This window comes from Acinetobacter indicus CIP 110367, from assembly GCF_000488255.1.
Lineage (GTDB): Bacteria > Pseudomonadota > Gammaproteobacteria > Pseudomonadales > Moraxellaceae > Acinetobacter > Acinetobacter indicus.
Map to the genome: position 1 here is coordinate 126073 of NZ_KI530756.1, position 26457 is coordinate 152529.

General features: G+C 45.9%; 20 protein-coding genes. 9 read left to right on the forward strand and 11 right to left on the reverse strand.

Features of this window, described 5'->3' with window-relative positions:
- Nucleotide 1 precedes the first annotated feature (1 nt).
- From P253_RS11910 to tusA, 3 genes are all read right to left on the reverse strand, one after another.
- The gene (locus P253_RS11910) at nucleotides 2–1450 is read right to left on the reverse strand and encodes a hypothetical protein (protein WP_016659632.1); all 1449 of its coding nucleotides are present in this window, start codon (nucleotides 1448–1450) and stop codon (nucleotides 2–4) included.
- Nucleotides 1447–4533 (reverse strand): type VI secretion system Vgr family protein, encoded by a 3087-nt coding sequence (locus P253_RS11915; protein ID WP_016659633.1) that lies wholly within the window; start codon nucleotides 4531–4533, stop codon nucleotides 1447–1449. The genes P253_RS11910 and P253_RS11915 overlap by 4 nt, the downstream gene beginning before the upstream one ends.
- Before the next feature lie 150 nt (nucleotides 4534–4683).
- Nucleotides 4684–4941, reverse strand: coding sequence for a sulfurtransferase TusA (tusA, locus tag P253_RS11920; RefSeq protein WP_005181880.1), 258 nt, complete (start codon nucleotides 4939–4941; stop codon nucleotides 4684–4686).
- A 198-nt stretch (nucleotides 4942–5139) separates the two neighbouring features.
- Between tusA and P253_RS11925 the strand changes: the two genes are divergently transcribed.
- The 3 genes from P253_RS11925 (at nucleotide 5140) to P253_RS11935 (ending at nucleotide 9073) form a co-directional block, all read left to right on the forward strand.
- Complete coding sequence (locus P253_RS11925; protein ID WP_005181878.1) at nucleotides 5140–5979, forward strand: HlyC/CorC family transporter; 840 nt, start codon at nucleotides 5140–5142, stop codon at nucleotides 5977–5979.
- Nucleotides 5976–7535: an apolipoprotein N-acyltransferase gene (gene lnt / locus P253_RS11930; protein ID WP_016659634.1), complete on the forward strand. Its 1560-nt coding sequence runs from the start codon at nucleotides 5976–5978 to the stop codon at nucleotides 7533–7535. The genes P253_RS11925 and lnt overlap by 4 nt, the downstream gene beginning before the upstream one ends.
- Nucleotides 7536–8203: 668 nt before the next feature.
- A complete protein-coding gene (locus P253_RS11935) occupies nucleotides 8204–9073 on the forward strand; it encodes an IS982-like element ISAcsp2 family transposase (protein ID WP_035363502.1) in 870 nt (289 codons plus the stop codon).
- 143 nt (nucleotides 9074–9216) lie between these two features.
- Here P253_RS11935 and P253_RS11940 read toward each other — a convergent pair whose 3' ends face one another.
- The 3 genes from P253_RS11940 to gspF all read right to left on the reverse strand — a co-directional run bounded on the left by P253_RS11940 (nucleotide 9217) and on the right by gspF (nucleotide 11526).
- Nucleotides 9217–9552, reverse strand: coding sequence for a hypothetical protein (locus P253_RS11940; protein ID WP_016659636.1), 336 nt, complete (start codon nucleotides 9550–9552; stop codon nucleotides 9217–9219).
- A 279-nt stretch (nucleotides 9553–9831) separates the two neighbouring features.
- Complete coding sequence (gene gspG, locus P253_RS11945) at nucleotides 9832–10269, reverse strand: type II secretion system major pseudopilin GspG (RefSeq protein WP_005181871.1); 438 nt, start codon at nucleotides 10267–10269, stop codon at nucleotides 9832–9834.
- Nucleotides 10270–10320: 51 nt separating this feature from the next.
- Nucleotides 10321–11526: a type II secretion system inner membrane protein GspF gene (gene gspF / locus P253_RS11950; protein WP_005181870.1), complete on the reverse strand. Its 1206-nt coding sequence runs from the start codon at nucleotides 11524–11526 to the stop codon at nucleotides 10321–10323.
- A gap of 151 nt (nucleotides 11527–11677) precedes the next feature.
- Here gspF and P253_RS11955 point away from each other — a divergent pair, with 151 nt between their 5' ends.
- The 6 genes from P253_RS11955 (at nucleotide 11678) to P253_RS11980 (ending at nucleotide 18680) form a co-directional block, all read left to right on the forward strand.
- Complete coding sequence (locus P253_RS11955) at nucleotides 11678–13900, forward strand: primosomal protein N' (RefSeq protein ID WP_005181868.1); 2223 nt, start codon at nucleotides 11678–11680, stop codon at nucleotides 13898–13900.
- Nucleotides 13901–13950: 50 nt separating this feature from the next.
- On the forward strand, nucleotides 13951–15792 hold the full coding sequence (locus P253_RS11960) for a monovalent cation:proton antiporter-2 (CPA2) family protein (protein WP_016659637.1): 1842 nt from the start codon (nucleotides 13951–13953) through the stop codon (nucleotides 15790–15792).
- 50 nt (nucleotides 15793–15842) lie between these two features.
- Nucleotides 15843–16718, forward strand: a complete 876-nt coding sequence (hslO, locus tag P253_RS11965; protein WP_005181862.1) for an Hsp33 family molecular chaperone HslO — start codon at nucleotides 15843–15845, stop codon at nucleotides 16716–16718.
- A gap of 412 nt (nucleotides 16719–17130) precedes the next feature.
- Nucleotides 17131–17592: a DUF2147 domain-containing protein gene (locus P253_RS11970; RefSeq protein ID WP_016659638.1), complete on the forward strand. Its 462-nt coding sequence runs from the start codon at nucleotides 17131–17133 to the stop codon at nucleotides 17590–17592.
- 403 nt (nucleotides 17593–17995) lie between these two features.
- Nucleotides 17996–18334, forward strand: coding sequence for a chaperone modulator CbpM (locus P253_RS11975; protein WP_005181858.1), 339 nt, complete (start codon nucleotides 17996–17998; stop codon nucleotides 18332–18334).
- Nucleotides 18335–18410: 76 nt separating this feature from the next.
- On the forward strand, nucleotides 18411–18680 hold the full coding sequence (locus P253_RS11980; RefSeq protein ID WP_034598128.1) for an HP1242/YdcH family protein: 270 nt from the start codon (nucleotides 18411–18413) through the stop codon (nucleotides 18678–18680).
- A gap of 86 nt (nucleotides 18681–18766) precedes the next feature.
- Here the strand turns inward: P253_RS11980 and P253_RS11985 are convergent, their stop codons facing one another.
- The 5 genes from P253_RS11985 to recD form a co-directional block, all read right to left on the reverse strand.
- Entirely contained in the window at nucleotides 18767–19993 is a 1227-nt protein-coding gene (locus tag P253_RS11985; protein WP_016659639.1) for a magnesium transporter CorA family protein, read from the reverse strand.
- Between the two features lie 97 nt (nucleotides 19994–20090).
- Nucleotides 20091–22178 carry a polyribonucleotide nucleotidyltransferase gene (gene pnp, locus P253_RS11990; RefSeq protein WP_171065134.1) on the reverse strand — a complete coding sequence of 696 codons (2088 nt, stop codon included), beginning with the start codon at nucleotides 22176–22178 and terminating at the stop codon, nucleotides 20091–20093.
- Nucleotides 22179–22425: 247 nt separating this feature from the next.
- A complete protein-coding gene (rpsO, locus tag P253_RS11995) occupies nucleotides 22426–22695 on the reverse strand; it encodes a 30S ribosomal protein S15 (protein WP_004637724.1) in 270 nt (89 codons plus the stop codon).
- A 217-nt stretch (nucleotides 22696–22912) separates the two neighbouring features.
- Entirely contained in the window at nucleotides 22913–23980 is a 1068-nt protein-coding gene (locus P253_RS12000) for an RNA-guided endonuclease InsQ/TnpB family protein (RefSeq protein ID WP_016659640.1), read from the reverse strand.
- A gap of 685 nt (nucleotides 23981–24665) precedes the next feature.
- Nucleotides 24666–26441, reverse strand: a complete 1776-nt coding sequence (gene recD, locus P253_RS12005; RefSeq protein ID WP_016659641.1) for an exodeoxyribonuclease V subunit alpha — start codon at nucleotides 26439–26441, stop codon at nucleotides 24666–24668.
- Nucleotides 26442–26457 lie beyond the last annotated feature (16 nt).

Below are 26457 nucleotides of genomic sequence, written 5' to 3' on the forward strand. Positions count from 1 at the left end.
TTTATCTCTCCAACATCTCGTTTGGTAAAACAAATTCTAATTTAATACCGTGTGCAGTTACTGTCCGTGTACACTTAGGTTTATTTAAGCCTTTACATTTTTCATGATGATCGAATTTATCACCAGTAATAGTGACCAAACTTCGATCATATGGACATCGAATTGCGATGGTTTTACCTAGTTTTCTTTCTGTGGATGGTTTGAATTTAACTCGTCGCCAATCTTCTATTTTATCCAATAAATTGTCATGTTTTGATACTATTTTGGCTGAATCTATTTTACTAGCAATCCATAAATGCGACATCTGCACACCATCACTCACAGTCGTCCCCACTGAACGCTTAACCTTATCATCTTGGTCTGATGCCATATAAACATCGAGACCCATTTTCAATGCCATCATGGCGGCTTTTGGTGTCATGAGTGTTCGATGGCTCAATGCATTGGTCGCTTTACTGTCTGTAATACGATACTTATGTGCTAGTCGAGCACTATGCCAAACATGATCAAGCCCGTTATGACCCGTATCGTGATATTCGTACAGCACACCATTATTATTAATTTTAGAGCGACTTTTCATGCGTTTTACATAGTAATAATCCGTAATGTGCTCACCACCTGAACCAAGTTCTTGATTCGATCTTCTTTTTCGCTGTAATTGTTGACGTCGTGTTGAAGTATTTTGACGACCTGGGCTTACATTATTTCCTCCAGTATTTCTTGATACATTGCCATTTTGCTGAGTTCGTGGGGCTGGATTTTGATTTGGTCTACTGGTTGTTGTCGGTGTTCGAGTCGTAATTGGAGCTCTAGCTGTAGTGTTAGGATAAGGAGTTGCTAGTGCCTTTTTATGGGCTGCTTGCATTTCTTTCATAACCATATCAATTTTTTGATTGGCAACTTTCTTCATTTGCTGAAGCTGAGTTACTAATGTTTTTAACTTAGCATTTCCGAGAACAGCTCGTGTCATCCAACTATCAAAAACGCCAATTAAACCATCAATAATTTTATTACTAGTTGTTTGCAGCTCTCTTGTGTATGTATTCCAATTTAAGGTTCTAAACCATTTATCTACATCACCACGTAATGTTTTGCTTGGTATTGCATCCAAAATAGCTCCCATAGCTTTACCTGAACGCAATTGTTTAAAAACAATTTTTAATCCATCACCAGCAATTGGAACAAATGCAACAAGATTAAATACCAAATCAAACCAATTCTCTTTATTATCTGGCTTTTCTGATATTTTAACGACTGAGACAATCACATTCCCGACATCAACGCCTTGACCAACAAAGGGTATACAACCTATCACAACTGCAACAATAATTTGAGCAGGACTGGAGCCACTACCATCAAGTACACCTTTAATCCATTGAGCCGCCGATTCTTCCCCTTTAGCTGTTATTCTCACAGCTTGCGTTGAACCCTTGGCTACGGCAGTATTCATTGTTTATCTCCTAGGTCTAATCTAGAAGTAGAATCATCTGTAAGTAAAATTTCTTCTAAATCATCTGCTATTGCATCGTCTACATCATTTTGTTGTGGTATTAATTGTTCTTCATAATCGCTTACATGATCGTCGTATTCGATATTATTTGACGTGAGCATCTCTTCAATTTCATCAGGGAAATATTCATCTAATAATGCATCAAGTTCCTGTTGATTATATTTTTCAATTAACTGCTCTGCTTCAGTAACACTCATCACTTTTTGATCTTTGAAAGGATTATCAACTTTTTCTCTATCTGGTTTCGCCTCAACACTACTAAAGCCATAGTAGACTTTAGGTTGAGTTTTATCACTAGGAATAGTGACTTTGGCATAACCTTCGGCATCTAGTACTCCTTCTTGAGAAGAACCATCAGCAAAAATCAATTTAAATGGAGCTTGTGCAACAGGTTTTAAGTCATCATAAATGTATTTTAATTCCACTTTATTAGGTAATAATTTAAAGGTAGGTAAAGCTGGAAATTTTGCTGATACATTCTTTCCATTCACAAACTGATGCTGCCCTGCTTTAACCTCAAACTTACCGCCAGTCGTAGGAAAAATCCCCGAAGCATTTATTTTTAATTGCGAACCGCCTGCGGTCAGTACGATTTCTTTCGCACTGGTGATGTCGACATTTGCCTCCGTCGAAATAATCTGCACACCCTTTCTAGCAATCAGATCAGCACCATCCCCTTGGGCCTGAATTTCGACTTTGCCTTTACCGGCATACAAACGTGCCCCCTCTTGTGCTGCAAACAGGCTCAGTTTCTGGCTGGCATGCGCTATCAAAGACTGTTGTGTGCTGAGGTTAATACTTTCTCCTGCACTGTGGCTAATCTGACCATCGGCAGAGAGATGCACATCTTGCTGACTACTTAAGGCAATAGAGTTTGGTGCAGCCAATACCATGATCGCAGACTTAAAGGCATCTGCTTTGGCAGGGTCGTCATTGGCCAGTGTTTCAATAAAAGACTGGAGATTTTCTAAAACCTCTAAAGGATCGGTCTGCTGGTTTTTGGCCACTTCACTTAGGGCAGTACTGTTGTTTAAGCTGCTTTCTAGCTGGCTCTTGGCTTCACTGGCATCGAGATGATTGCCTTCGGCCTGTGCCTGTGGATGGGTGGAAATCAGCAAGCCTTCTCCAGCACGGACTGCACCCCACTGATCGGTTCTCAGTTCAAAACCTTCACCACGACCGTCACTTTCGGCGCTGGCTTTGGGATGGCTCAAGTTCCCCAGGTTCAGTTGAGTCGCACCATGGCTGCTTTGCAGCTGGGCAGAGATCTGCTTCGGAGTATCATCAAAGCGCAGCTGGTTAAAACCACTGCCTTCAATTTCCTGCGAGCGGATGCCGCTGAGTTTTTTGGTGTCGGGTAGTTGGCCTTGTTGGTCGAATTGGGTTGGCGAGCGTTCTGCTTCATGTAGACGCCCCACGACAAATGGCCGATCGATGTTACCGTCAAAGAAATCGATCACCACAATTTCATTAATCCGTGGCAGGAAGCGGGCCCCATAGCCTTCTCCGGCCCAGGGCGTCAGTACATCGACCCAGGCAGAGTCGGTGTCATTGTCATTGCTGCCAGCACCGCCATCATGCTGATGGTCATCACTGCGGGTAAACAGAAAACGGACTTTAATCCTTCCCCATTCATCGACATGGATGCTTTCGCCAGCAGGACCGACTACCCGGGCGCGCTGTGGATGAGCCGCCGGTCGGTGCTGTAGTGGATGGTATTCCGGTACGGTGCGGATATTGCGGCGTTGTAAGGTTAAGGTATTGCCTTGACGTTCATCCGGGTGTTGTTCGTGTTGAAAACTAAAATGGCTATGCCAGTGGCTCTGGCTGAGTAGCTGGTTAATCTGCTGATTGAGGTCTTTGGGTAAGTTGTTCTGGTTATAGAACTGTTTGCCGGTAATTAGAAATTCTTTGTCGGCTGCGCTGTGCTGGTCAATTTCCGGATGTTCATTCAGTTCAAACCAGTAGCCGACCTGGGCATCACGGACGGTGGAATGCGCGCTAAAGTATTTGGATTGCAGGTCGTTGTAGTGACTGAGGTTCTGGTTCAGTTTATCCAGCTGGTTATTAGAGGATGCGGTGGCCTGGTCTTCACCATTTAAATCCTGCATCCAGGCCGGGCTGATCTGCCAGGCTTGTTCCAGGCTTAAGCTGGCATTGTCCTGATTGTGGCTGTGCTGGTGTTTGCTTTGTACAGAACCAGCGCCTTCTTCCTGGCTGAGACTGTCTGACTGCCAGCGTTGCAGATGTACGGCGGTCGGTTGCAGGCTGCGCTGGGCAATCAACTGGGTGATGCTGTCTAATTGTTCGGTGGCACTGGAGCGATGAAAGCGGATACTGCGACGATTTAAGGCGCTGTACTGGTTGTTATCATCAATCAGGCGTAATTTCTGGGCCTGAAGCGGGCTGCTGGAATGTACGACCTGTAACTGGGCTTCATCAATCAGCCAGTTAATGCCTTCACTACGCCAGAGCCGGGTCAAAAAGTCATAGTCGGTTTCGTTGGACTGCATGATAAAAGGACGCACATCCAGTTCCTGGGTCAGTCCGGTTAAATCTAACGTCAGACTGGCGGCAAAGAGCGGGCTTTTGTTTTGCCATTCTTTAAACAGAATCTCGCTGACCTCACGCACGCTTTTACTCATAAACACGCGGCTATTACGGCGTTTATGCCAGAGTGCAGTCGGATCTTCTAGTGTGAGTTTATAGAGCGTGAGTGAGCCATCACTTTGGCCTTGCGCGGCTGCGGTGATAATACCGCTGCTGCGAAACAGCTGGCCCTGGTCAGTGACCTGATCGACGGCAACCTGCGCGCCGATAAACTGTTTTAACGGAATCTGGGCATTGGTCGAAAGACAGATCAGTTCGGCATGTAAACCGTCATTGAGCTGGTGTTCACCGTCGATGCGCTGCAAGAAAACATCGGCATTTAAGGCCGGCTGAGAAAATTGAATATGGAGGGCACGTTTTTGTGGGCTGAGGCCTAATTTTTCTAGTGCTGCAAATATATTGCTTGGCATCATTGTTCTGTAATAAATAGCTAAAAAAAAGTGTGGCTATTTTATACAAAATAACCACATAAAACATCGCTTCAACCCGGCCGCTTGTTTATCAATATGTAACTATCCGATAAAAAGCATAGCCTTTAAAACCGCGGCATTGTGGAGGATGGCCTAGCCTTTTTTGACCAGATAATGAAATTCTTTATTACCGGCAGCATCCAGCACTTCTTCCTGTAACAGCAGCTCATGGCCCAAATGCATACAGAATTTTGGAATATCCCACGAAGTAGAATTATCGGTGGCAAAAATCTCCACCACATCGCCCGATTTAGATTTACGAATAGCTTGATGCAACATCATCACTGGTTCAGGGCAACGCAGACCGCGCGTATTTAGCTGAATGGCAGGGGTAATGGATGAATCAGACATAATAAAACTCGGCGAGATACAATTTTTCTATTCTAACACAAAGCCAGCAAAACCACTGATGCCGCAAGCTGGCTTTATCCGCCTGATAAATCATCAAATTCATTGTTTCAGCGAAAGTCGATAAACAATAGACAACTGTATTTTCTGCGGTATGATTAAATCAAGTTTTTTAGATATAACGAGTCTTTAGGAAGGATCATGCACGAGGAATCAGGCCCATCGTGGGGTATGCGTGGCTTACGTAAATGGTTAGGTACTGCACCGGAAACCCGCGATGAATTGCTAAAATTAGTACAAGATTCACGTCGTTTTTTAGAACCCGATACTGTCGCAATGCTGGAAGGTGTGCTGGATTTGCCGGCCACCAAAATCCGTGAGGTTATGACCCCGCGCACTTCCATGATCAGCTTGCAGGAAGATGATGAGCTGCTGGATATTCTGCATGTACTGGTCGAGTCGGCCCATTCACGCTTTCCAGTCTTTTCTTCAGACCAACCTGACAATGTAGTGGGGATTCTGCTGGCCAAAGACTTGTTGCCCTTTTTGACCGAACCAACGCCGAAGGTTGATATCCGGGCACTGATGCGTCAGCCACTGTTTGTGCCAGAAAGTGCGCGTTCCGATCAGGTCCTGCGTATGCTGAAAAATACCCAGACCCATATTGCCATTGTAATTGATGAATATGGCAGCACTTCAGGACTGGTAACCCTCGAAGATATTCTGGAAGAAATTGTTGGTGAAATTGAAGATGAGCATGATCAGGCCGATGCCGAAGCACAATACATTGTGCCCGATCATGATCCGCAGACCGCCAACACCTGGCTGGTACAGGCACTTACACCAATTGAACACTTTAACAATGTTTTAGATGCTGATTTTTCTGACGATGAAGTAGAAACTGTCGGCGGTTTACTGCTTCAGGAAATTGGATTGGTGAGTGATCTGCAAGGTCAAATTATTGAAATTGGGGATTGGCAGTTTAAGATTCTTGAAGCAGATGCACGCACTATTCATCTGATTCGAGCTGTACGTCAATGAGGACTTATTTCACCAAGCTGTTAGATTCATCCCAACAACACAAACAGCTCCCGCTAGTTTATCCCCTGCTGATTGCCTTAATCGCAGGTGCCATTTTCAGTTTTGCCCTGGCACCGTATTATTACTGGTGGATTGCCCTGCTGTCTCCGGCCTTGCTTTATGCAGTTTTACGTCAGCGCTCTGCCAAACAGGCCTTTTTTATTGGCTGGGCCTACGGTATTGGCCTGTGGTTTGTCGGTGCCTTCTGGCTATATACCTCCATTCATGTCTATGGAGATACCCCGGCCATTTTAAGCGTGCTGATGATTGCGATTATGGCCTTGGCCATGGGGCTATTTACCGCCATTCAAACCTGGCTGTATCGCCGCTTCTTCCCGGAAACACCCCTAACTTTTGCGCCGCTGTGGGTGTTCTTTGAATGGGCCAAAACCTGGGTATTTACCGGTTTCCCGTGGCTATTTGTCGGCTATGCCTTTACTGAGCGTTTTCTGGACAGCTATGCGCCCTTATTCGGGGTGTTCGGAGTGTCGTTTGTGGCCCTTATTCTGGCCTGTGCGCTGGTGGAAATTCTGAATAAACGCATCTTCTGGCTGGTGCCGTCATTGCTGCTCCTGGCCGGCGCTTGGGGTGCTTCCCAGCTCAACTTTGTCAGCGAGAAAGATGAACCGCCGCTGTCCGTATCCTTGATTCAGGGCAATATTCCGCAAGACCTGAAATGGCTGACCGAATATCAACTGAAAACCCTGTTAATCTACAGCGAACTGACCCGCACCGAATGGGGCCGCGACCTGATTGTCTGGCCGGAATCTTCCATTCCAATGTTCCAGACCGATATCGAACCGTTTTTAGCGGCCATGAAAACCGAGGCGGAAAAAACGGGAAGTGCCTGGGTCACCGGCATTCCGTATTGGGACCTGCCTGAATCGCAGCAAAATGGCCAGCCGATGTACTACAACAGTATTATGGCCACCGGTACAGATTCAGAAGGCTTATACAAGAAACAGCGCCTGGTGCCATTTGGTGAATATATTCCTTTATCCGGCCTGTTAAGCTGGGTCTTGCCGGCCTTGCAGAATGATCCATCCATGAGTGGTTTTTCGCGCGGTGCCAAAGAGCAAAAACCGCTGATGATTCATAACTCACCGTTGGGTGCAGCCATCTGTTATGAAGTGGCCTATCCGAATCTGACCCGTCGTAATGCCAGCCAGAGTGATTTTCTGGTGACTGTGTCCAATGATGCCTGGTTTACCGGTACAGCCGGCCCGTGGCAGCATTTACAGATGGTGCAGATGCGTGCCAAAGAAAATGGCCGCTGGTTTATTCGGGCCACCAATACCGGTGTGACCGCCTTTATTGACCATCAGGGCGATATTGTGCAGCAGGCTCCAATTGATCAGGAAGCAGTGCTGCGCGGTGAGTTACCGGCAATGCAGGGCCAGACCTTGTATACTCGCCTTAGTGATTGGCCGGTGCTGATCTTCTCCTTCCTGTTGCTGATTTTGGGCTGGATCTATCGTCCACGTAAGGTCGATGTCAGCTTTAAGTCGAGAAGATAATTCGCCTATGAAGTCCCCCTTTATCAAAGGGGGGTTAAGGGGATTAACTTTATAAATCCCTCCCTTGCGAAGCAGTGCTTCTCACCCTTTGTAAAAGGGAGGCGTAATAAAAAAACCGAGGTTTGCTTTATATCTAGTTAAAATCATATAAAAGTATATAAAATACGATTTTTATGATATTAAACAATAGGTTACCATAAATCTAAGTTTTTATATGTATATAAGAACTTTAAAAAAAATGGCTAGCATATTGCTAGCCATTTTTTTAAATCTCTAACAATATTTTTTTTATTGCAGAAATAAAACCTAACTTAAATAGTGGTCGACCATTTTCATCTTTAATCCCGCCTAATCTTGAAATTTCCCAACCTCGTTTTAAAATATTGTTCTCGTTAATGGGGTAATCCCCCCTAAAAATAAAAGGATCTAAAAGTAGAATTTTCTCTTAAGATACGAGCAGGAGATTCTGCATGAAAACATCTAAATTGTATAAAGCAGAAATAAGATCAATTCCTAATAGAACTTAATAGAATTTAGTGGGTAGATTTTATAATTTATATAATTTTTACTAGTAATAACCTGAATCGCGGATAAGAAATTGACTTGAAAAATAAGAGGACTAGAGCCATCAGTTGAGTTACCACACCAAACTCACAACTCTAGTCCTGATGTTCAATAGTACCGAATTATTCTGCGTAATTGATGATTTTTTTCTTAAATTTGAATCAACTTATTGGGAGTTTCTCAAACAAAACTGTGGTTCCTTAAGAATCAGAACTGCTCAACTCACAATTTCAGAAATCTGCTTTATTGCCATTTGGTACAAATGCTCTCATTTCAATAATTTCAAAGCCTTTTTCACCTGGTTAAAAGAAGATAAAAGCCATTTATTTAAGTACTTGCCTTGCTATCAAAGGATGATTCATCTGATCAATATGCACCAATTGGCCCTACACGCTTTACATGTTGCGCTGATGAAAGACCAAGCTACACAATATTTATGGATTGATTCAACAACTCTGCCAGTTTGTAAAAATCAACGTATTCAGCGTCATAAATCATTAGTCCAAATTGCATCACGTGGTAGAAGCTCAATGGGCTGGTTTTATGGCTGTAAATTACATATTGCGATGAATCAATTTGGTGAAATTGCCTGTTCTGCTTTATCGAATGGACATGTTGCTGACATAAAAATGGTTGAGCAATTGGTTGCTGGTATAGAAGCAAAACTTTACGGGGATCGAGGTTACATTAGCCAAGAATTAAAAATCAGATTGAAAGATCAAGGTATTGATTTGATTACTTATCATCGAAAGAATATGCGGGCTATTCAACTCTGTGCATCAGATGAATATCACCTAAGACAACGCAATAAGATAGAAACATTATTCAGTTTATTGAAGGGGCAATACAATTTAGTGACGAGTAAAGCACGTAGTCTTCATGGATTTCTGAGTGGAATTTACGCCTCACTATGTGCATATCAATTAACCCATCAAAATAAGCCAACAATTCAAATTAAGGAATCATCGGCTTAAGCAGGATCCGGGTTAGTAATAACAATTATTTTGACAAAAAATTAAATACAAAAAGACCCCATGAAGGAGTCTTTTTATATATTTTGTATATTAAGAGGTACTAGTAATAATGCATGCCTCGGTTTTTTTTATTTTGTCTATATTTAAAGCTGGGTCACCAGATAGGACAGCATCGCCGCCAGAGAGAGCATCGGCAAATAACGATAGACTTTTACCACTGCCTGCTCAAAGCAAGAGGCCTGTTCTGGTTCTAGTTTTAAAATAGTGGCTTGTAGCGCCGACCAGAAACTTAAGAGCAAGCACGAGCTCATCAGGCTCAGGGCGAAGAAACCGACCATAATCTGGCTGCTGCCTTCGGTGCTTTGCCAGAGATGCAAAAAGCCCTGACTCAAGGGAAGCAGGCTTAAAATCAGCAGAACAGACTTCAGCATCGTCCAGTGAAACTGGTTAATTTCATCCGACAAGATTAATGCTTTCATACCATCCTCCAGACAAATATGTGCCTTTTGACTTATTATGAACGGTTTTAATGAAATAAATAGATGATATTGCTCCACATTCCCGGGATTATTGTAATCAGTACTGTTGGGAATAATTCTTATTATGAATCTCAAATCTGGAAGATTATCTTAAATCTATATTTATCAAGATATTAGTATATTTTTTATAATTAAGAGCTATTATCACTTCACCTTTAATTGAATAGTCCAATCAGGTGAAGTGATATATTCCATCACGGCATTTATAATCAAGCCGGCTTAAGGCTGATAATAAATATCGGCATCGGTGCCTTCACCGCCCTGCTGACCATCTGCACCAAAAGAATACAGGTCAAAAGCGCGACCTTCAGAGCCTGGAATTACATATTGAATGTCATTGTCCCAGCTGTCTTTTGGATAACCGCCTTTGACATAACCACCTGGCAACCAGTTTTTAGCTGACGCGGGCTGATTGACCAGCGCATCTAAACCACCATCCTGCATGGACGGATAACGGCCATTGTCCAGCTTGTATTGATCCAGCGCACCAGCCACACCTTTTAAGGTAATTGCGGTGGTATCGACTTTGGCTTTTTCACCACGGCCCATCACGTTCGGGACAATCAGCGCCGCCAGCACGCCTAAAATGACAATCACCACCATTACTTCAATGAGGGTAAAACCGGCCTGTTTATTCGAATAGGATTTCCGTTGCATCAGGTTCTCTCTTGAATCTTTCATCATTTGTTATCTTCAATGGGTCTCGATTTAAATCATATTATTCATATTGACAATAGGCAGCATCACCGCAATCACAATCACCAGCACAATACTGGCCATCAGCACCAGCATTAAGGGCTCCAGCAGCGCCAGTAAGGTCGAGATGAGCGTGGTCACCTCCCGATCCTGCATGGTCGATGCGCGCTCCAGCATCCGGTCGAGCTCACCCGATGCTTCACCACTTTTAATCATTTGTACCATCATCGGCGGGAAATAACCACTGCGCTCCAGCTGGGTGCCCAAGTTCCCCCCTTCGGTGACTTTCTCGGCCGCCAGATTGACCGAATCACGGATCACCCAGTTACTGCTGACCGCAGCGCCAATTTTTAAGGCATCAACCAATGGCACACCGGACTGGGTCAGAATCGACAGGGTGCTGGCAAAACGTGCTGCGTTTATACCACGTGACAGTTTACCAAATAGTGGCAGTTTGAGGGTTAAACGATCAAATGCATAATGGCCGGCCGAGGTTTTTAAAAAGCGGACCAACAGGAAGATGCCCAGAATCGTCCCGACCAGCAAAAAGGGCCAGGCCAGACGGATAAAATCACTGGCTTGCATTAACGCCACGGTAATCCACGGCAAGGCGCCTTTGTCCTGATCAAAGGTTTTGACAATATCCGGCACCACATAGGTCATCAGCCCCATCACAATGGCAAAAGACATCAGCATTAAAATAATTGGATAAATCATCGCGCCTTGCACTTTTTTCTGCATGGCAAAGCGGTTTTCGGTGTAGTCCGACAGCTGGTCCAGAATTAAATCCAGATGTCCAGAACGTTCCCCGGCGGCAATGGTGGCAATATATAAATCCGGAAAATGCCCCGACTGCTGTAAGGCATTGGCCAGTGAATATCCTTCTAAAACCTTGGAGCGTACCGACAGCAATAAATTCTGCACATGGACTTTTTCACTTTGCTTGGCCACGGCGCGCAAGGCTTCTTCCAGCGGAATGGCTGCGGCCACCAGTACCGACAGCTGCCGGGTCATTAAGGCCAGATCATAAGCGGTCATTTTTTTCTGGAACCAGCGCTGGGCCTGATGCTTCTGTTTTTGTTCTACCGGATCAACGCTAATCGGGATAAGGGCCTTGTCACGCAATTGCTGACGAATCTGCCGTGCAGAATCCCCTTCTAAAACCCCTTTTTGCTGCTTTCCTGATGCATCAAGGGCTGTAAACTGATATGCAGGCATTGTAATGCTCTAATTTTCCAAAAAATTATTCAACGCAGTTGCGTCTCACCACCAAAATCATTCATATTCTGAGATATAAATTATTTGCTCACTCTATCATAACTCCAGATCGAGCACGACGACATTTTCATCAGGAAGCAGACCCGCTGTTATGCCAAATTCGCCCGTTCATCCCGCCCCCATCTACCGTGTTCGTGTAGCTGTTCCGGTCTATCTGTATGACGGGTTTGACTATATGCTCAGTGCGGCTGAATATCAGCAGGCTGCCGTTGGCGCGCGGGTGCTGGTGTCCTTTGGCCGGCAGAATCTGGTGGGCATCATTATTGAAAAACTCCCGCCCGATCATCCGCTTGACCCCAAGATTAAACTGAAAGCCATTAGCGAGCTGCTCGACCAGCAGCCGATTCTAGATCAGAAAGTTTTAACTTTGTTGACATGGTCGGCGCAGTATTATCAGTTTCCGATTGGCGAAGTGATGCATAGCGCCCTGCCCAGCCTGTTACGTCAGGGACGCCCGTATAATTTACTGGCACGAATGTGGAAACTGCTGGATGATCAGGCCGAAGCCAAACTGAAGCGCTCCGAGAAGCAGCAGGAGGCTTATAAAGTCCTGAAGCTGCATCCGAGCGGGACCTCAGAAAATATCCTGAATCTGGCCGGTATTGAAACTGCAACCTTAAAAGCGCTGGAAAAAAAGCAGATTTGCTATTGCGATCTGGAGCAGCAGGATTTTAGCCCGGTGCCAATGACGCTGGCGCAAATGCCGTTAACCCCGAACAGTGACCAGAAACGGGCCATTGAAACCGTACTGAAAGCGCAGCATCGTTATCAGGCCTTTTTACTCGATGGTCTGACCGGTAGTGGTAAAACCGAAGTCTATCTGCAGATCATGCAGGAAGTGCTAAAACAGGGTAAACAGGTATTGGTGCTGGTGCCGGAAATTGGCCTGACTCCTCAAACCATTAGCCGCTTCCAGTCACGTTTTCACTGTCATATTGCGCTGCTGCATTCCGGTTTAAATGACAGCAAACGTCTGCAGGCCTGGCAGGCCGCCCAGACTGGCAAGGCTTCGATTATTCTTGGTACACGCTCGGCAATTTATACCCCGCTGCCCAATCTGGGGCTGATTATTCTGGATGAAGAACACGACCTGTCATTTAAACAGCAGGAAGGCTTTCGTTACCATGCCCGCGATGTGGCCTTATACCGTGCTCATTTAGAACACTGCCCGGTGATTCTCGGTTCGGCCACGCCCAGCATTGACAGCTATGCCTTAACGGAACAGGGTAAAATGATCCGTCTGGAACTGAACCAGCGTGCCGGCCCGGCACTGATGCCGAAAATTCACATCATTGATTTAAAAGTTGCGCAAAAGCAGCAAGGTCTAAGCCTGCTGCTGATTCAGGAAATCAAAAAACGCCTGCAGAAAAAAGAACAGGTGCTGATTTTCTTAAACCGCCGTGGTTATGCACCGGTGCTGGTCTGTGACAGCTGCGGCTGGCAGGCACAATGCCCACACTGTGATGCCAACTTTACCCTGCATCATAGTCCATATACCCATCTGCATTGTCATCATTGTGGCACCATTCAACGCAAGCCGGAGCAATGCCCGCAGTGCCAGCATAATGAACTGAAAACCCTGGGCATGGGCACAGCCAAGGTTGAAGAAAACCTGCAACAGCTGTTCCCGGATTACGATGTAGTGCGGGTGGACCGCGATTCCACCAGCCGCGTCGGCAGCTGGCAAAAAATTTATGACCGCATTCAAACCAGCCAGCCGCTGATTCTGCTCGGCACCCAAATGCTGGCCAAAGGCCACCATTTTCCTTATGTGACTCTAGTGGCGATTTTGGATATTGATGCCGGCCTGTTAAGTGTTGATATCCGGGCGCCAGAGCGGACTGCGCAGCTGATTGTGCAGGTGGCCGGTCGTGCCGGCCGCGGTGAACATAAAGGCGATGTCTATTTACAGACCCTGCGTCCTGATCATCCGCTGCTGAGCACCCTGGTCGAGCAGGATTATCGTGCCTTTGCCCGGCAAACCTTAAAAGAACGTCAGGCCGCCCTGCTGCCCCCGTTTCGCTATACCGCCCTGATTCGCTGCGAATCCAAAAGTCAGGAGCAGAACCAGCAGTTTTTACAGCAACATGCCCAGTGGCTGCGAGAAAATTCTGAACAGTTAATTGATATCTGGGGACCGATTCCGGCGCCAATGGAACGCAAGGCCGGCCGCTATCAGGCGCATCTGGTGCTGTTGTCGCAAGATCGCGCCCGTTTACATTTTTATCTACGTGCATGGTGGCAAAATATGTTGCATCACAAGCCATCAAATATGAAACTTAGCTTAGATATAGACCCTCAGGAATTCAGTTAACCACTGACTTTGGCTGCAGCCTGAGGGCACCATAACTCCTAGGATTGTCGATGTCGTTACTGCTGCAAATCACCCTGTTTCTGGGTGCCTCTTTATTACTGGTTCCGCTGCTCAAGCGTTTTGGGATTGCCACCGTACTCGGCTATCTGTTTACCGGTATTTTATTGGGCCCGAGTGTGTTCAATATCGCCAGCGACCCGGAAGCCATTCAGGAACTGGCTGAATTTGGCGTCATTTTACTGATGTTCATTATTGGTCTGGAACTCAGACCCCAGCGGCTCTGGCAAATGCGTCAGTCGATTTTTGTCATGGGCAGCGCGCAGGTGGCCGTCACTGGCCTGTTACTGGCGATTCTGGTGTTTTTCAGTTTGCAGCAGCAGATTGCCGCCAGCCTGATTATTGGTTTTGCCCTGGCCCTGTCCTCAACCGCCTTTGTGCTGCAACTCTTGAATGAAAAACAGCAACTGAACAGCAGTTATGGCCAGCAGTCTTTTTCAATTCTGCTATTTCAGGATATCGCCGCCATTCCATTAATTGCAATTATTCCCTTGCTGGCCGGTACTGAATCGACCCATCACGGGCTGGCCTATTTCGCCGCGATTTTAGCCACCTTTAGCGGGCTGTTTTTATTTAGCCGTTATCTCATGCGCCCGTTTTTCCGTTTTGTTGCCAAAACCGGCGCGCATGAGCTGATTACCGCGGTCGGCCTGTTTATTGTGCTGGCCGTGGTCTGCCTGATGGATGTCTTGGGGATTAGCACCACGCTTGGCGCCTTCCTGACCGGGGTGCTACTGGCCGATTCCGAATTCCGACATGAACTGGAAGCCAGTATTGCACCGTTTAAAGGACTATTGCTCGGCCTGTTTTTCATGACCGTGGGGATGACCACTCAGATGTCCCTGCTGATCGACAGTCCACTGTTCATTCTCGGCGGCGCCTTAGTACTGCTGTTGGTGAAATTTATTTCCCTGACCGCAATTGCCCGGTATTTTAAATATTCCTGGCAAAACAGTTTGCTACTGGCCACCTGTCTGGCGCAAGGCGGTGAATTTGCCTTTGTGGTGTTACAGGTTGCCTTAACAGAAAAAGTGGTGGCACAGGCCATTTTAGAGCCGATTACCCTGATGGTGACCCTGTCGATGGTGCTAACCCCGGTGCTGTACTGGTTCATGACCAGCCAGGTGATTCCGCGTCTGAATCAGGACAAGACGCCGGAATATGACCAGATTCCCGATGCGCATCCAGCGCTGATTATTGCCGGTTTTGGCCGGGTTGGGCAGATTATTGCACGGGTGGCCTATTTGCAGCACCTACCCTATACCGCCATTGACAGCAACCTGGATAAAGTCGATTTTGTGCGCAATTATGGCGGTAAAGTCTATTATGGCGATGCCACCCAGCCCGATATTTTACGTGCCGCCGGGATTGAACATGCCAAGACCTTTATTCTGGCTATTGATGATATTGAAGACTCGATGAATGTGGCTCGGCATATCCGCCTGAATTATCCACAGCTCAAACTGCTGGTACGTGCCCGTGACCGTCATCATGTGCATTTGTTGCGGGATTTAGGCGTTGAACACATCTGGCGTGAAACCTATTTATCTTCCCTAGGCATGGCCTATTGCGCGCTACGCGACCAGGGTATTGCTGAAGAAGATGCTTACAAGAGTATCGAATTGTTTCGCAGTTATGATGAAAAATTACTGGCCCAGCAGCAGAATATTTATACCGATGAGCAAAAAATCTATGAAACTCATCGCAATGCACTGGCCGAACTGGAGCACCTGTTCGAGAATGATGCCCAGGTCCGAGAAAGCCCGACCGGTGTAGATTTAAAGCGTTCACTACAAAACCATCATATTGATGTAACACGTAATGAATCAAACTGACTTGTGATTTACAATATCATCACCATTAATGCAGGGTTATGGAGAATTTTATGTCTGATTTACGCCAACGCTTTTTTATTGAAGATAGCCCTGTCCGCGGTGAGATTGTTCATCTTGAAGAAGCCCTGCAAACCATTTTGGCCCAACGTGACTATGCGCCTGCCATTCAGGTCCTTTTGGGAGAAATGCTCAGTGCCACCGCTTTGCTGGCCAGTACCTTAAAAATTAAAGGTCGGATCAGCCTGCAAATTCAGGCTAGTGGCACCTTTAAATGGGCAATGGCCGAATGTAATCATCTGGGTGAAATTCGTGCTTTGGCAGATTATGAACCAGATCCACATTTCCAGCAGGCTGAAGACAGCAGCACGGTACTTAAAACCCTGGTCAATCCGGTGCTGTTTATTAATATTGAACCGGAATTTGGTGAGCGTTATCAGGGTATTGTGCCTTTAGACAAGCCAAACCTGGCCGGCTGCCTGATGCAGTACTATGATTTATCTGCACAAATTCCAACCCGCATTGTACTGGCCAGCAATGACCAGCGTTCTGGCGGTTTGCTGATTCAGCTGTTACCGCGAAATAGCGAAGAAGAACAGCAACGTGTAGATGAAGATTTATGGCCACGTCTGACCATGCTGACAGAAACCTTGAAAACCAGCGAACTGACCGATCTGGAAGTTCAGGAAGTGCTGTACCGTCTGTACAACGAAGAAGAAGTACGTCTGCCAGAAGTTGAACATCTTAAATTTGGCTGTACCTGTTCCAAAGAACGCTGTGCTACGGCACTAACCCAGATTGGGGCCAATGCAGTACGCGAAACCTTGGAACATCAAAACCCGATTGTTATGGATTGCCAGTTCTGTAATGCACGTTATCAGTTTACTGCAGAAGAAGCACTCGGCCTGTTTGGTGAACACCTAAGCTAAGCCGCACAATTTAAAATGACCAAGAGATCAAACCAGAGAACGGTTTGGTCTCTTTTTTTATATTTAGTTTCATACGTTTATTCAAGCTTTTTGCGCTGTAGATATAGCTTCAAATAGCGCACGCTTTTTACTGAACTCAGCATCAATCTCGCTCAAGCTGTTACTCATCTTTTTTAAGCGACTGGATTACGACAAACCATACCGCTTTATTCATCTACCGCAAGCACATATTCTGTTTATAACCTGACTGATGAATTCAAGCGCACGCAATAGCTTAAACTACTTAGCAGTTTCATATCTTATTGTGATCGTTTTCACTTATTATCTCATTGATTTAACAGTATTTTCTTCTATAGAATTAGGTACTTTACTCTAATTTTAATAACGCGCATTGCGTTGTGGGATAATAATCATGAAAAAGGGATTTACAGGGATTGTTGCTGGATTGCTTTTGGCAACAGTTTCAGGCGTATCTTTCGCAGAGAATGATCCATTGGTGGGGAAATGGAAATCAATTGATGACCGTACCAGTTATTCCCGTGCCGATGTCGAAATCCGTAAAAAGCCAGATGGCACCTATGAAGGTATTATTGTTGAAACCCGCAACATTCCGGGCGCAGAAAAAATGAATATTTGCCACCAATGTCCGGGTCAACTTAAAAACAAACCGTTTATCGGCTTGCCATTTATCTGGGGCTTTAGGCAGGATCCAAAAAACCCGTTACAGTTTGTGCAAGGCAGTGTACTCGACCCGATTGGCGGCAAAGTCTATAAAGGCAAGGCACGCCTAAGTGCCAACGGTAAACGCCTGACCTTACGCGGCTATGTCGGTGTTTCCGTGATTGGTCGTAGCGTGACCTGGATTAAATACTGATTCTTCAACAGGTTTACAAGAGGCTTCTACGGAAGCCTTCATTTTATCTTAATGATATGGACATAATTTGAAACAATATAGTTGCTCTACCCTCTGTCCGTCCCTCTCGAAAGCCTGAATAATGAATAAAATTTAAACAGTTTATTTAAACTGGAGATTAGCCAAAAGTAGGCCTGCTGAGCGTCCTTGGTGCCAGCAAAATGGCGAAAAAGCAAGCAAGGCTACGTTTCAAGCACAAAGGAATACCAAACAAAACAGCCAAATGCTGAAATATGGTTTTAAATAAAATTAATCCTTCAGATAAAACAACAAGAGCGCAGCGCATAGACCCGAAATTACGTTAGAACAACCCATGCATCTGCTCTTCCTTGTTTTAACAAGTTCAAGCTAAAAGGAGTAAGCCATGACCACGATCCAATATCGCGAAAACTCCCAGTCTGGTCGCCCACAAGCTGAAATTATAGATGAGCGCGTATCTTTTGATTTAGAGCATTTTGCTGAAGCTTGTGGTCAAAGCCCGGAATGGGTATTACAGCTTTTAGAATATGACATTCTCCCTTCACGTCCGGAAGAACGGATTCACCAGTTTTTTGGGGAAGATGTCTCTCGTGCCCGCCAGGCCTATCGCCTGCAACGTGATTTTAATGCCAGCTTTTCTGCCGTCGCCATGATGCTCGACCTGATTGATGAGCTGCAAAATTTGCGCAAAGAAGTCAAACATCTGCATTTAAGACAAAGCTAGGCACCACGCCATTTACTCTCTACAGGGAAATCTGCGTATTTCCCTCTCTTTATTTTTGGGAAAATAGACGGTCGCAATGAAAACAAAAGAATGCAACAAAAAGGTCAAACTCATGTTCCCGGAGTTTCGGGAATTAATGCAACAACTGCGCGAAGACAACCCACATTTTGCACGCCTGTTTGAAGATCATGAACATCTGGACCGGAAAATCAGCCAGCTCGAGCTTGATCCGGTTCATCAGATTAATGATGATATCGAGGCGCTGAAACGCAAAAAATTAAAACTGAAAGATCAGATTTATCAGCTTTTGCAGCAGGCCCAGCAAAATCCTTCATCTTCACCTTAACCGGTTTTTATTGCAGTGCGATGAAATCTGCACGCTGCCCGAAAGAAAGCAGATGCTTTCTTTCGGGCAGGCAAATGAAGGCTGCATTATTTTGGTTTAAGCTGAGAATCTCGAAGAGCGTTCTGACCTTCCGGCAGTAATGGCTTGCCAGGCACATAATCCAGAAACCAGAACAGGTCCATCCGGGTCCGATCCGGCCGCTGCGAAAGCATGTCCAGCACACTTTTTTCACCGCGTCCCACCATATGCCGCCGATAAAAATAATACAGCAGCAACAAGGTGGTAATAAGCATGGTGCCAAGCATCACCCAGAAAGCATAGGGTGAATCCAGCCCCGGAATCATCACGAAATTCATGCCGTAAATTCCGGTTAACAGGGTTAAGGGTGCAAACACCGCGGTAATAATCGCCAGAATCCGCATATTTTCATTGGTCTGGTTGGCAATGGCAGAAAAATGCAGGTCAATGGCCGCCTGAATGGCACTTCTTAAACGCAAGGTATGTTTCTGGATGCGGGCCACATGGCTGCTTAAGTCATCTACCCGCACCAGCATGATTTCCTGTTTTTCACTGCGTTTCTTGCCTTTTAAATGCAGATAGTTTTCGACAATTTCATCGCGCAGTTCCTGCAAGGTATCAATCTGTTCTTCACACAGATTTTCCACATGCTGAAATGCCATATTTTCCTGTAGCAACTGATGCCACTGGTTAAAACGGCGATGGCCCTGCAACAGCTCACGCTGCCAAAACTCGACCCGGCGGGTTAAAGGATGACGCAGGTTTAAATAGTCATCGACCATACTGTTCAGTAAACGTAAGGCCAAATCTAGAGGCGAGGTCGCCAGTTTTTTTGGTTTATTCTGCTCTTCAGCCGGCCGGCTTAAAATGGTATCTAAACGGGCAATATAATTTTCGATGGCTTTATTGCCCTGCTCACTCACCGTAATAAGCACCTGCGGGGTCAGAATAAAACTGACCGGTGTGGTGCTTAAGCCAAACACATGCTCATGCGCTTCGTCATTAAAGTTATGAATCTGGTCATCCGGAGTAATCAGTTTGCGGAAAATCAGCAGGTCATAATCTTCCAGACTGTCGAAATTACAGGGATGTTCCAGATTTAAAATATCTCGCAGATGATATTCATTCAGCCACAGCTGGGTGTGCTGCAGTACCTGTTGCTGCCACTGTTCCGGATGCTGGCATACATCTTCCCGGGTATAGTCCAGCCAGATAAATTCTGCCTCGGCGGCCGGCCCCCGATGCAGAAATAACTGTTGTGTGGTGTCATGGAGGGAAAAATAATACTGTTGCATCCACGTGCATCCACATTCCTGTCATTTTATTTTGCGATCATGCCATAAAAAAGCCCGCTTCATAAAGCGGGCTTTTTCAATTCATCAGGGCCTGAAATTAAGCCTGATCAATGTCTTTCATGGTTAACTTGATACGACCACGGTTGTCGACATCGGCAACCTGGACTTTCACTTCCTGGCCTTCTTTCAGTACGTCAGTCACGTTAGCTACACGCTCATTTGAAATTTGAGAAATGTGCAGCAGACCATCTGTACCCGGCATGATGTTTACGAAGGCACCGAATTCAACAATACGAATTACTTTACCGGCGTAGATTTTGCCTGGTTCAACTTCAGCAGTTAAAGCCTGAATTTTGGCAATAGCCGCTTGTGCAGCTGCTTTGGTTTCACCAAAGACGCGAACGGTACCGTTGTCTTCAATATCAATTGCCGCTTTGGTTTCTTCAGTGATTTGACGAATGGTTGCACCGCCTTTACCAATCACGTCACGGATTTTGTCCGGGTTGATGGTAATGACCTGGAAGGTAGGCGCATGCATTGAAATTTCTGGACGTGCACGTGAAATCACTTTGTTCATTTCGTTCAGGATGTGCATACGACCGGTATAAGCCTGGTTCAATGCCACTTCCATGATCTCTTCAGTGATCCCTTCGATTTTGATGTCCATTTGCAGCGCAGTAATACCGTTGGCAGAACCGGCAACTTTAAAGTCCATGTCGCCCAGGTGGTCTTCGTCACCCAGGATGTCAGAAAGCACTGCGAAACGCTCGCCTTCTTTGACCAGACCCATCGCAATACCCGCAACTGGTGCTTTTAGTGGAACACCGGCATCCATCAGTGACAGAGATGCACCACATACAGACGCCATAGAAGATGAACCGTTCGATTCAGTAATGTCCGATACAATACGGATTACGTACGGGAAGCGGTCAGCAGCTGGAAGAACCGCTTGTACACCACGACGTGCCAGACGACCGTGACCGATTTCACGACGTTTAGGACCAGACTCACGACCCGTTTCACCAACCGAGTAAGCCGGGAAGTTGTAGTGCAACATGAAGTTGTCAGTTTTGGTTCCAGCCAGGGTATCAACCATTAATGCATCACGGGTGTTACCAAGAGTCGTTGTTACCAACGCCTGTGTTTCACCACGGGTGAACAGCGCAGAACCGTGAGCACGATCAAGAACGCCCACCTGTACATCTAACGCACGTACAGTTTTGGTGTCACGACCATCAATACGCGGCTTACCAGACAGGATGTTGTCACGTACAGTGCGGTATTTCAGATCTTCAAACAGTTCATTCAGGTCATCTGCGATGCCATCTACATCTTCTTCAGGTACGAACTGCGCAACCGCCTCTGCTTGCAATGCATCCAAAGCAGCATAACGGTCTTGTTTGATTGCAATGGTATAGGCTTCAGAGATTTTCGCTTCAAACGCTTCTTTTAATTTCGCGCGAAGGTCTTCATTTTTCTCTGGTGCAGTCCAGGTTGACTCAGTTGCGCCAGCCGCTGCTGCAAATTCATTAATCGCCTGAATCGCAATTTGCATTTCGTCATGACCGAATAACACTGCGCCCAGCATCTGGTCTTCAGACAGTTCTTTCGCTTCAGATTCAACCATCAGTACTGCAGCTTCTGTACCTGCAACCACGAGGTCAAGGTCAGACTGTGCCAGCTGTTCGTGGTTCGGGTTCAGGATGTATTCACCGTTGATTAAACCCACACGTGCTGCACCAATTGGGCCACGGAACGGTGTACCCGCAATTGCCAGTGCTGCTGAAGTACCTAACATGGCAGCAATATCCGCTTCCATGGTTTTGTCAGAAGAGACAACTGTTGCTGTTACCTGGATTTCGTTGTAATAACCTTCCGGGAACAATGGACGAATTGGACGATCAATAAGACGTGAAATTAAAGTTTCTGCCTCAGACGCACGGCCTTCACGTTTGCCATAACCACCCGGAATACGGCCAGCAGCGTATTGCTTTTCTTGATAGTTTACGGTTAGTGGGAAAAAGTCCTGACCGGCTTTTGCTGTTGGCTGTGCAACTACCGCCACCAGTACCGATACACCACCCATGGTGATTAAAACCGAGTTGGCCTGACGTGCAACACGACCGGTTTCCAGTACCACGTTGTACTGACCATATTGGAATTCTTTACGAATAATATTAAACATTGACATGTATTTTTGTTTCCTGATTTTATTCTAGTGGAGACCCCTAAGGTTTGGCATTCACGACGCAGGTTCAAGTAAATGACAAAGCTTAGAAGCCGACCTCACTAGAAATATAGGTTTTTTAAACACAAAGAAGGAGCGAAACAATCGCCCCTTCTTAATTACCCGGTCAACGCCGGGTACACTTTAGTTTTCAGACATACAGCGCAACGCATGCAATAACCCGAAAATAAAAGTCTAAATCGAATTAACGACGTAAACCTAAAGCACCGATCAACGCAACATAACGACCGTGATCTTTACCGTTTAAGTAGTCTAATAATTTACGACGTTGGTTAACCATACGGATCAGACCGCGACGGCTATGGTGGTCGTGTTTGTGCTCTTTGAAGTGACCTTGTAAGTCATTGATTTGAGCAGTTAAAAGAGCTACTTGAACTTCTGGTGAACCAGTGTCGTTTTCAGCACGAGCAAATTTAGCGATGATCTCTGCGCGATCTGCGTTTGTTAAAGCCATTCGATTTCTCCGAGATGCTTATAAAATACCTTGATAAAAATCAAACCGATGTCAAGCATCTGTCTGACTGCCGTGCATCACTACAGCAAGTGCATTATTTTAAGACAAAACCGCTTAAATTGCAAAACACAACGCGAAAAAGCCATGAATTATCCGATGCGATGTCACATGAATGATGCAGCGTCTACCCGGAGGATTGATTCTATTCTTGACATCCTCACCCACCTGAAAGGAGGGTGATTCCTACTGCTAGACGCTTATGCCCAAGCGCAAGTATGTTCTTGGCGGAGTTTAAATCGCGTTGATTTACACTTCCGCATTCACATTCCCATACTCTTATTCGCAAATCTGCTCTATCTTTCGGACTGCTTGCGGTGATTGCACCGCAGCTCGAACAGGTTTGGGTTGTGAATCTCTCGTTGACTTCCTCAAACATGACCCCTGCGTTCTCGCATTTATACTTGAGCATGGTTTTGAGCGCTGAAAATCCTGTATCTAAAACAGATTTCGCCATTTTAGTTTTTACAAGTTTGTTCGCACTTAGATCACCAACGACAATCAGTGCATTGTCTTTCACCAGCTGGGTGCTAGCCTTGTGCAAATGGTCTTTACGACAGTTTGCAATCTTGGCGTGTAATGCACGGACACGCTTTTTATTTCTCGCTCTCTGAGCAATACCGAGCTTTTGCTCGTATTTTCGATAGAACTTGGGATTACTGATGACTGTGCCATCGGAACAGGTAGCAATATCTTTTAAGCCTAGATCAATACCCACGGCTTTTGTGGCGGTAGGTTTGTCTTGTTTGGGTGAATCAACTACTAAGCAGACATACCAACGTCCACGACTATCCTCTACAAATGAGCCTGTTTGAATGCTGTATTTCGATAGTCCGTAACTATCCCATAGCTTGAATTGATGCTTGCCATACTGAACGTATCCATCGGCGTATTTAATAGCGACCTTTTTAAAGGGTATCCAACCTAGTGATCTTCTTGCTGATTTCTTATTACTGACACGCCATGTCAATTTTGATTTTTTGAACTGTTTTCTGCGAGTGACCAATTCTTCTGTTACAGCCTGAATGGTTTGGCTATGAAGATTACATTCCTTTGATGCGCCTTTCGTGTATTTAGCAATATCGTATGCTGAAAAGAATTGTTGTTTGCGCTGTAGGTGTTTGAAACACAAATCATTGACATAGTTCCAGACAAAATTAACTTCAGATGCCAATTGGTCTAGCACCTTACAATGTTTGTCTTTTATACGTAATTTAAGTGTTTTCATGGGCTTATATTAGCTCATATTAGGCTTGAAATATTGTTTTTTAGCAATTAAACGACATTTCATGTCGTGTCGCTTATATCTCTGACCTGAAAGACAGAGGTTTACGCTCCATTTGATAAAACACCGAGTAGAAGTCCAAGATGATCAAACGCAAATAAGCCAAGATGGAATAAAAATAGCCCGAGAATAAATTCCCGGGCTATTTTTTGCGCTGTAGTTTCTTCTTTTTTCGTTGTTCTAATTTTATTTATTGTGATGTATAGCGAGGCTTTGGCCTTCTTCTAATCAACATTCCCTGTTTTAATTGGCTTTCCTTATGTGATAGATTTTGCCACAAGCCCTTGGGGAAAGAAGCAGATAATTACCTCTCTCCTTGTACGTTTTCGCTTACGTCGATGAATGACGCTTCATTTTTTTGATTTTGAACTGCCAATAAAAAAGCCCTGTAGTCTCTCCCAAAACTACAAGGCTTAGCGGCTGTAAGTTTCCTCTTTTTTTCACCTACTTCAATGTAAGCTCGCTGTCTCTCGACTTTCTTATTCTGGTTTTGCGATTTTCCTCAACTTTCCGTGTTGAGCTTTTGTGTGAAGTCATCTTCTCAAAAACTCAGGCAAAGCTCTATGCGCAAATTTCTCGAATCGTTGTAAGCATTTTCTTACAACGGCCGGGTTTATTTATGCCAACTTTATAATGACAAATGTTCATTTACTTTTTCTAACACACCACTGTTACGGCTGGTTTTCACGGTTAAGGCCTGTACCAGCGCCTGCCGGTCGGCCAGTAAACTCACCACCGATTTGGCCCGGGTAATGGCGGTATAGATCAGTTCCTTGCTCAGCAGATTCTGCGCGGCCTGATCCAGCACCACCGCCACATGCTGAAACTCCGAACCTTGAGATTTATGAATGGTCAGAGCAAATGCGGTTTCAATATTTTTTGGCAAGCGTGTGGCTGGCACCCATTTATCCAGACTCGGGAAATACACTTCAAACTGCCGGTTGCCCTCACGCAGACGTTGCAGACACAGGCCAATATCACCGTTGGACAGGCCGAGCTGATAGTCGTTATAGGTCATCATTACCGGCCGGCCGACATACCAGTCGCCCTGCTTGGCCACGTCCAGAACCAGTTGCTGTAACAAACGCTGCTCAATCTGCATGTTCAGCTGTTGCAAGCCCAAGCCACCATGCCGAATTGCAGTCAGAATCCGATACTGGTCAAAGGCTTTCACCACCTGCGCCACCACCGCGTCCGGATCATCGGCCTGTAAATACTGTTTTAGGCTGTGCACATAGCCCTGATAGCCCAGCATCAGTTTGTCATAATAGCCCTGCCCGGCTATGGGATCCGGGGCTTCATCGGGTAAATATTCCAGTTGCAGTACATCGACCATGTCCTGCGTTAAAGTTACGGCCTGTAATTCGCCCGGCTGCACCAGCTGTGCGGCAAACTGCTGCAAGATTTGCGCGGCCGGCTGTTCAGCCGTTTGCTGCTGAATAAAGCGGGCCATTTCACCAATTAAGGCACCGGCTTTAAAACGGCGACTGGTGACCAGATGCACATGATTATCTGCCAGTGCCGGCACCTGCTGTAAATCGGCCAGTACCGAACCAACATCGACCGACGCCAGCTGCTGCGCATCTCCCAGTAAAATCACCCGGGTCTGTTCAGCAATGGCATTGAACAGCATACTGGCCAGATTCAGGTCCAGCATGGAAGCTTCATCAATCACAATCAGGTCATAAGGCAACGGCTGCCGGGCATGAAAACGTGGCTGCTGCCGGTTGCCAAGGCCCAAAAGCCGGTGGATGGTAATCGGGGTCAGGCGTTTGAGATCGTCACTGACCAGATTGGCAATTTTCGGATCATCAAAGGAATTCTGTAGCGCTTCTTTCATACGCTGCGCGGCTTTTCCGGTCGGGGCCGCCATGGCAATCCGGATCTCCGGCAAGGCTTGGTTCAGCACGGCAATAATCCGCGCCAAAGTATAGGTTTTACCGGTGCCCGGGCCACCCGTAATCAGGTTAAAGGCGGTAGTCGCGGTCATTTTTAAGGCCTGCTGCTGGTGCTGGTCTTCCAGTAAATGCAGATAGTCCGACACATCTACCGCCGTAACAACTTGCTGTTTTAAGCGTGCCACCTGCTGTGCCAGCGCCGACTCCAGCGCCCAATATCGGTACAGGTATAAATGCTGCTGGTCATAAATAAACGGCGCCACCGAACCCGGTTCAGAACCGGAGCCGACCAGATTGGCCAACGCTGCCACCTGTTCGGCAGAGGCGGCTATACAGCTGTCACCATTGAGAGTGGCTTCCAGCAACTGTGCGATGATTTTAGCGGAATCTTCTCGCTTTTCCGCCTGAAAAAAAGGCGCCTGTAAAAGATAGTTACTCCAAAGCGCAAACCATGCCGGGCTTTGTGTTTCAGGCGTTGCTGTTAAAACTGTCCGCTGGTTGTCCACACCATTATCCTCAAAG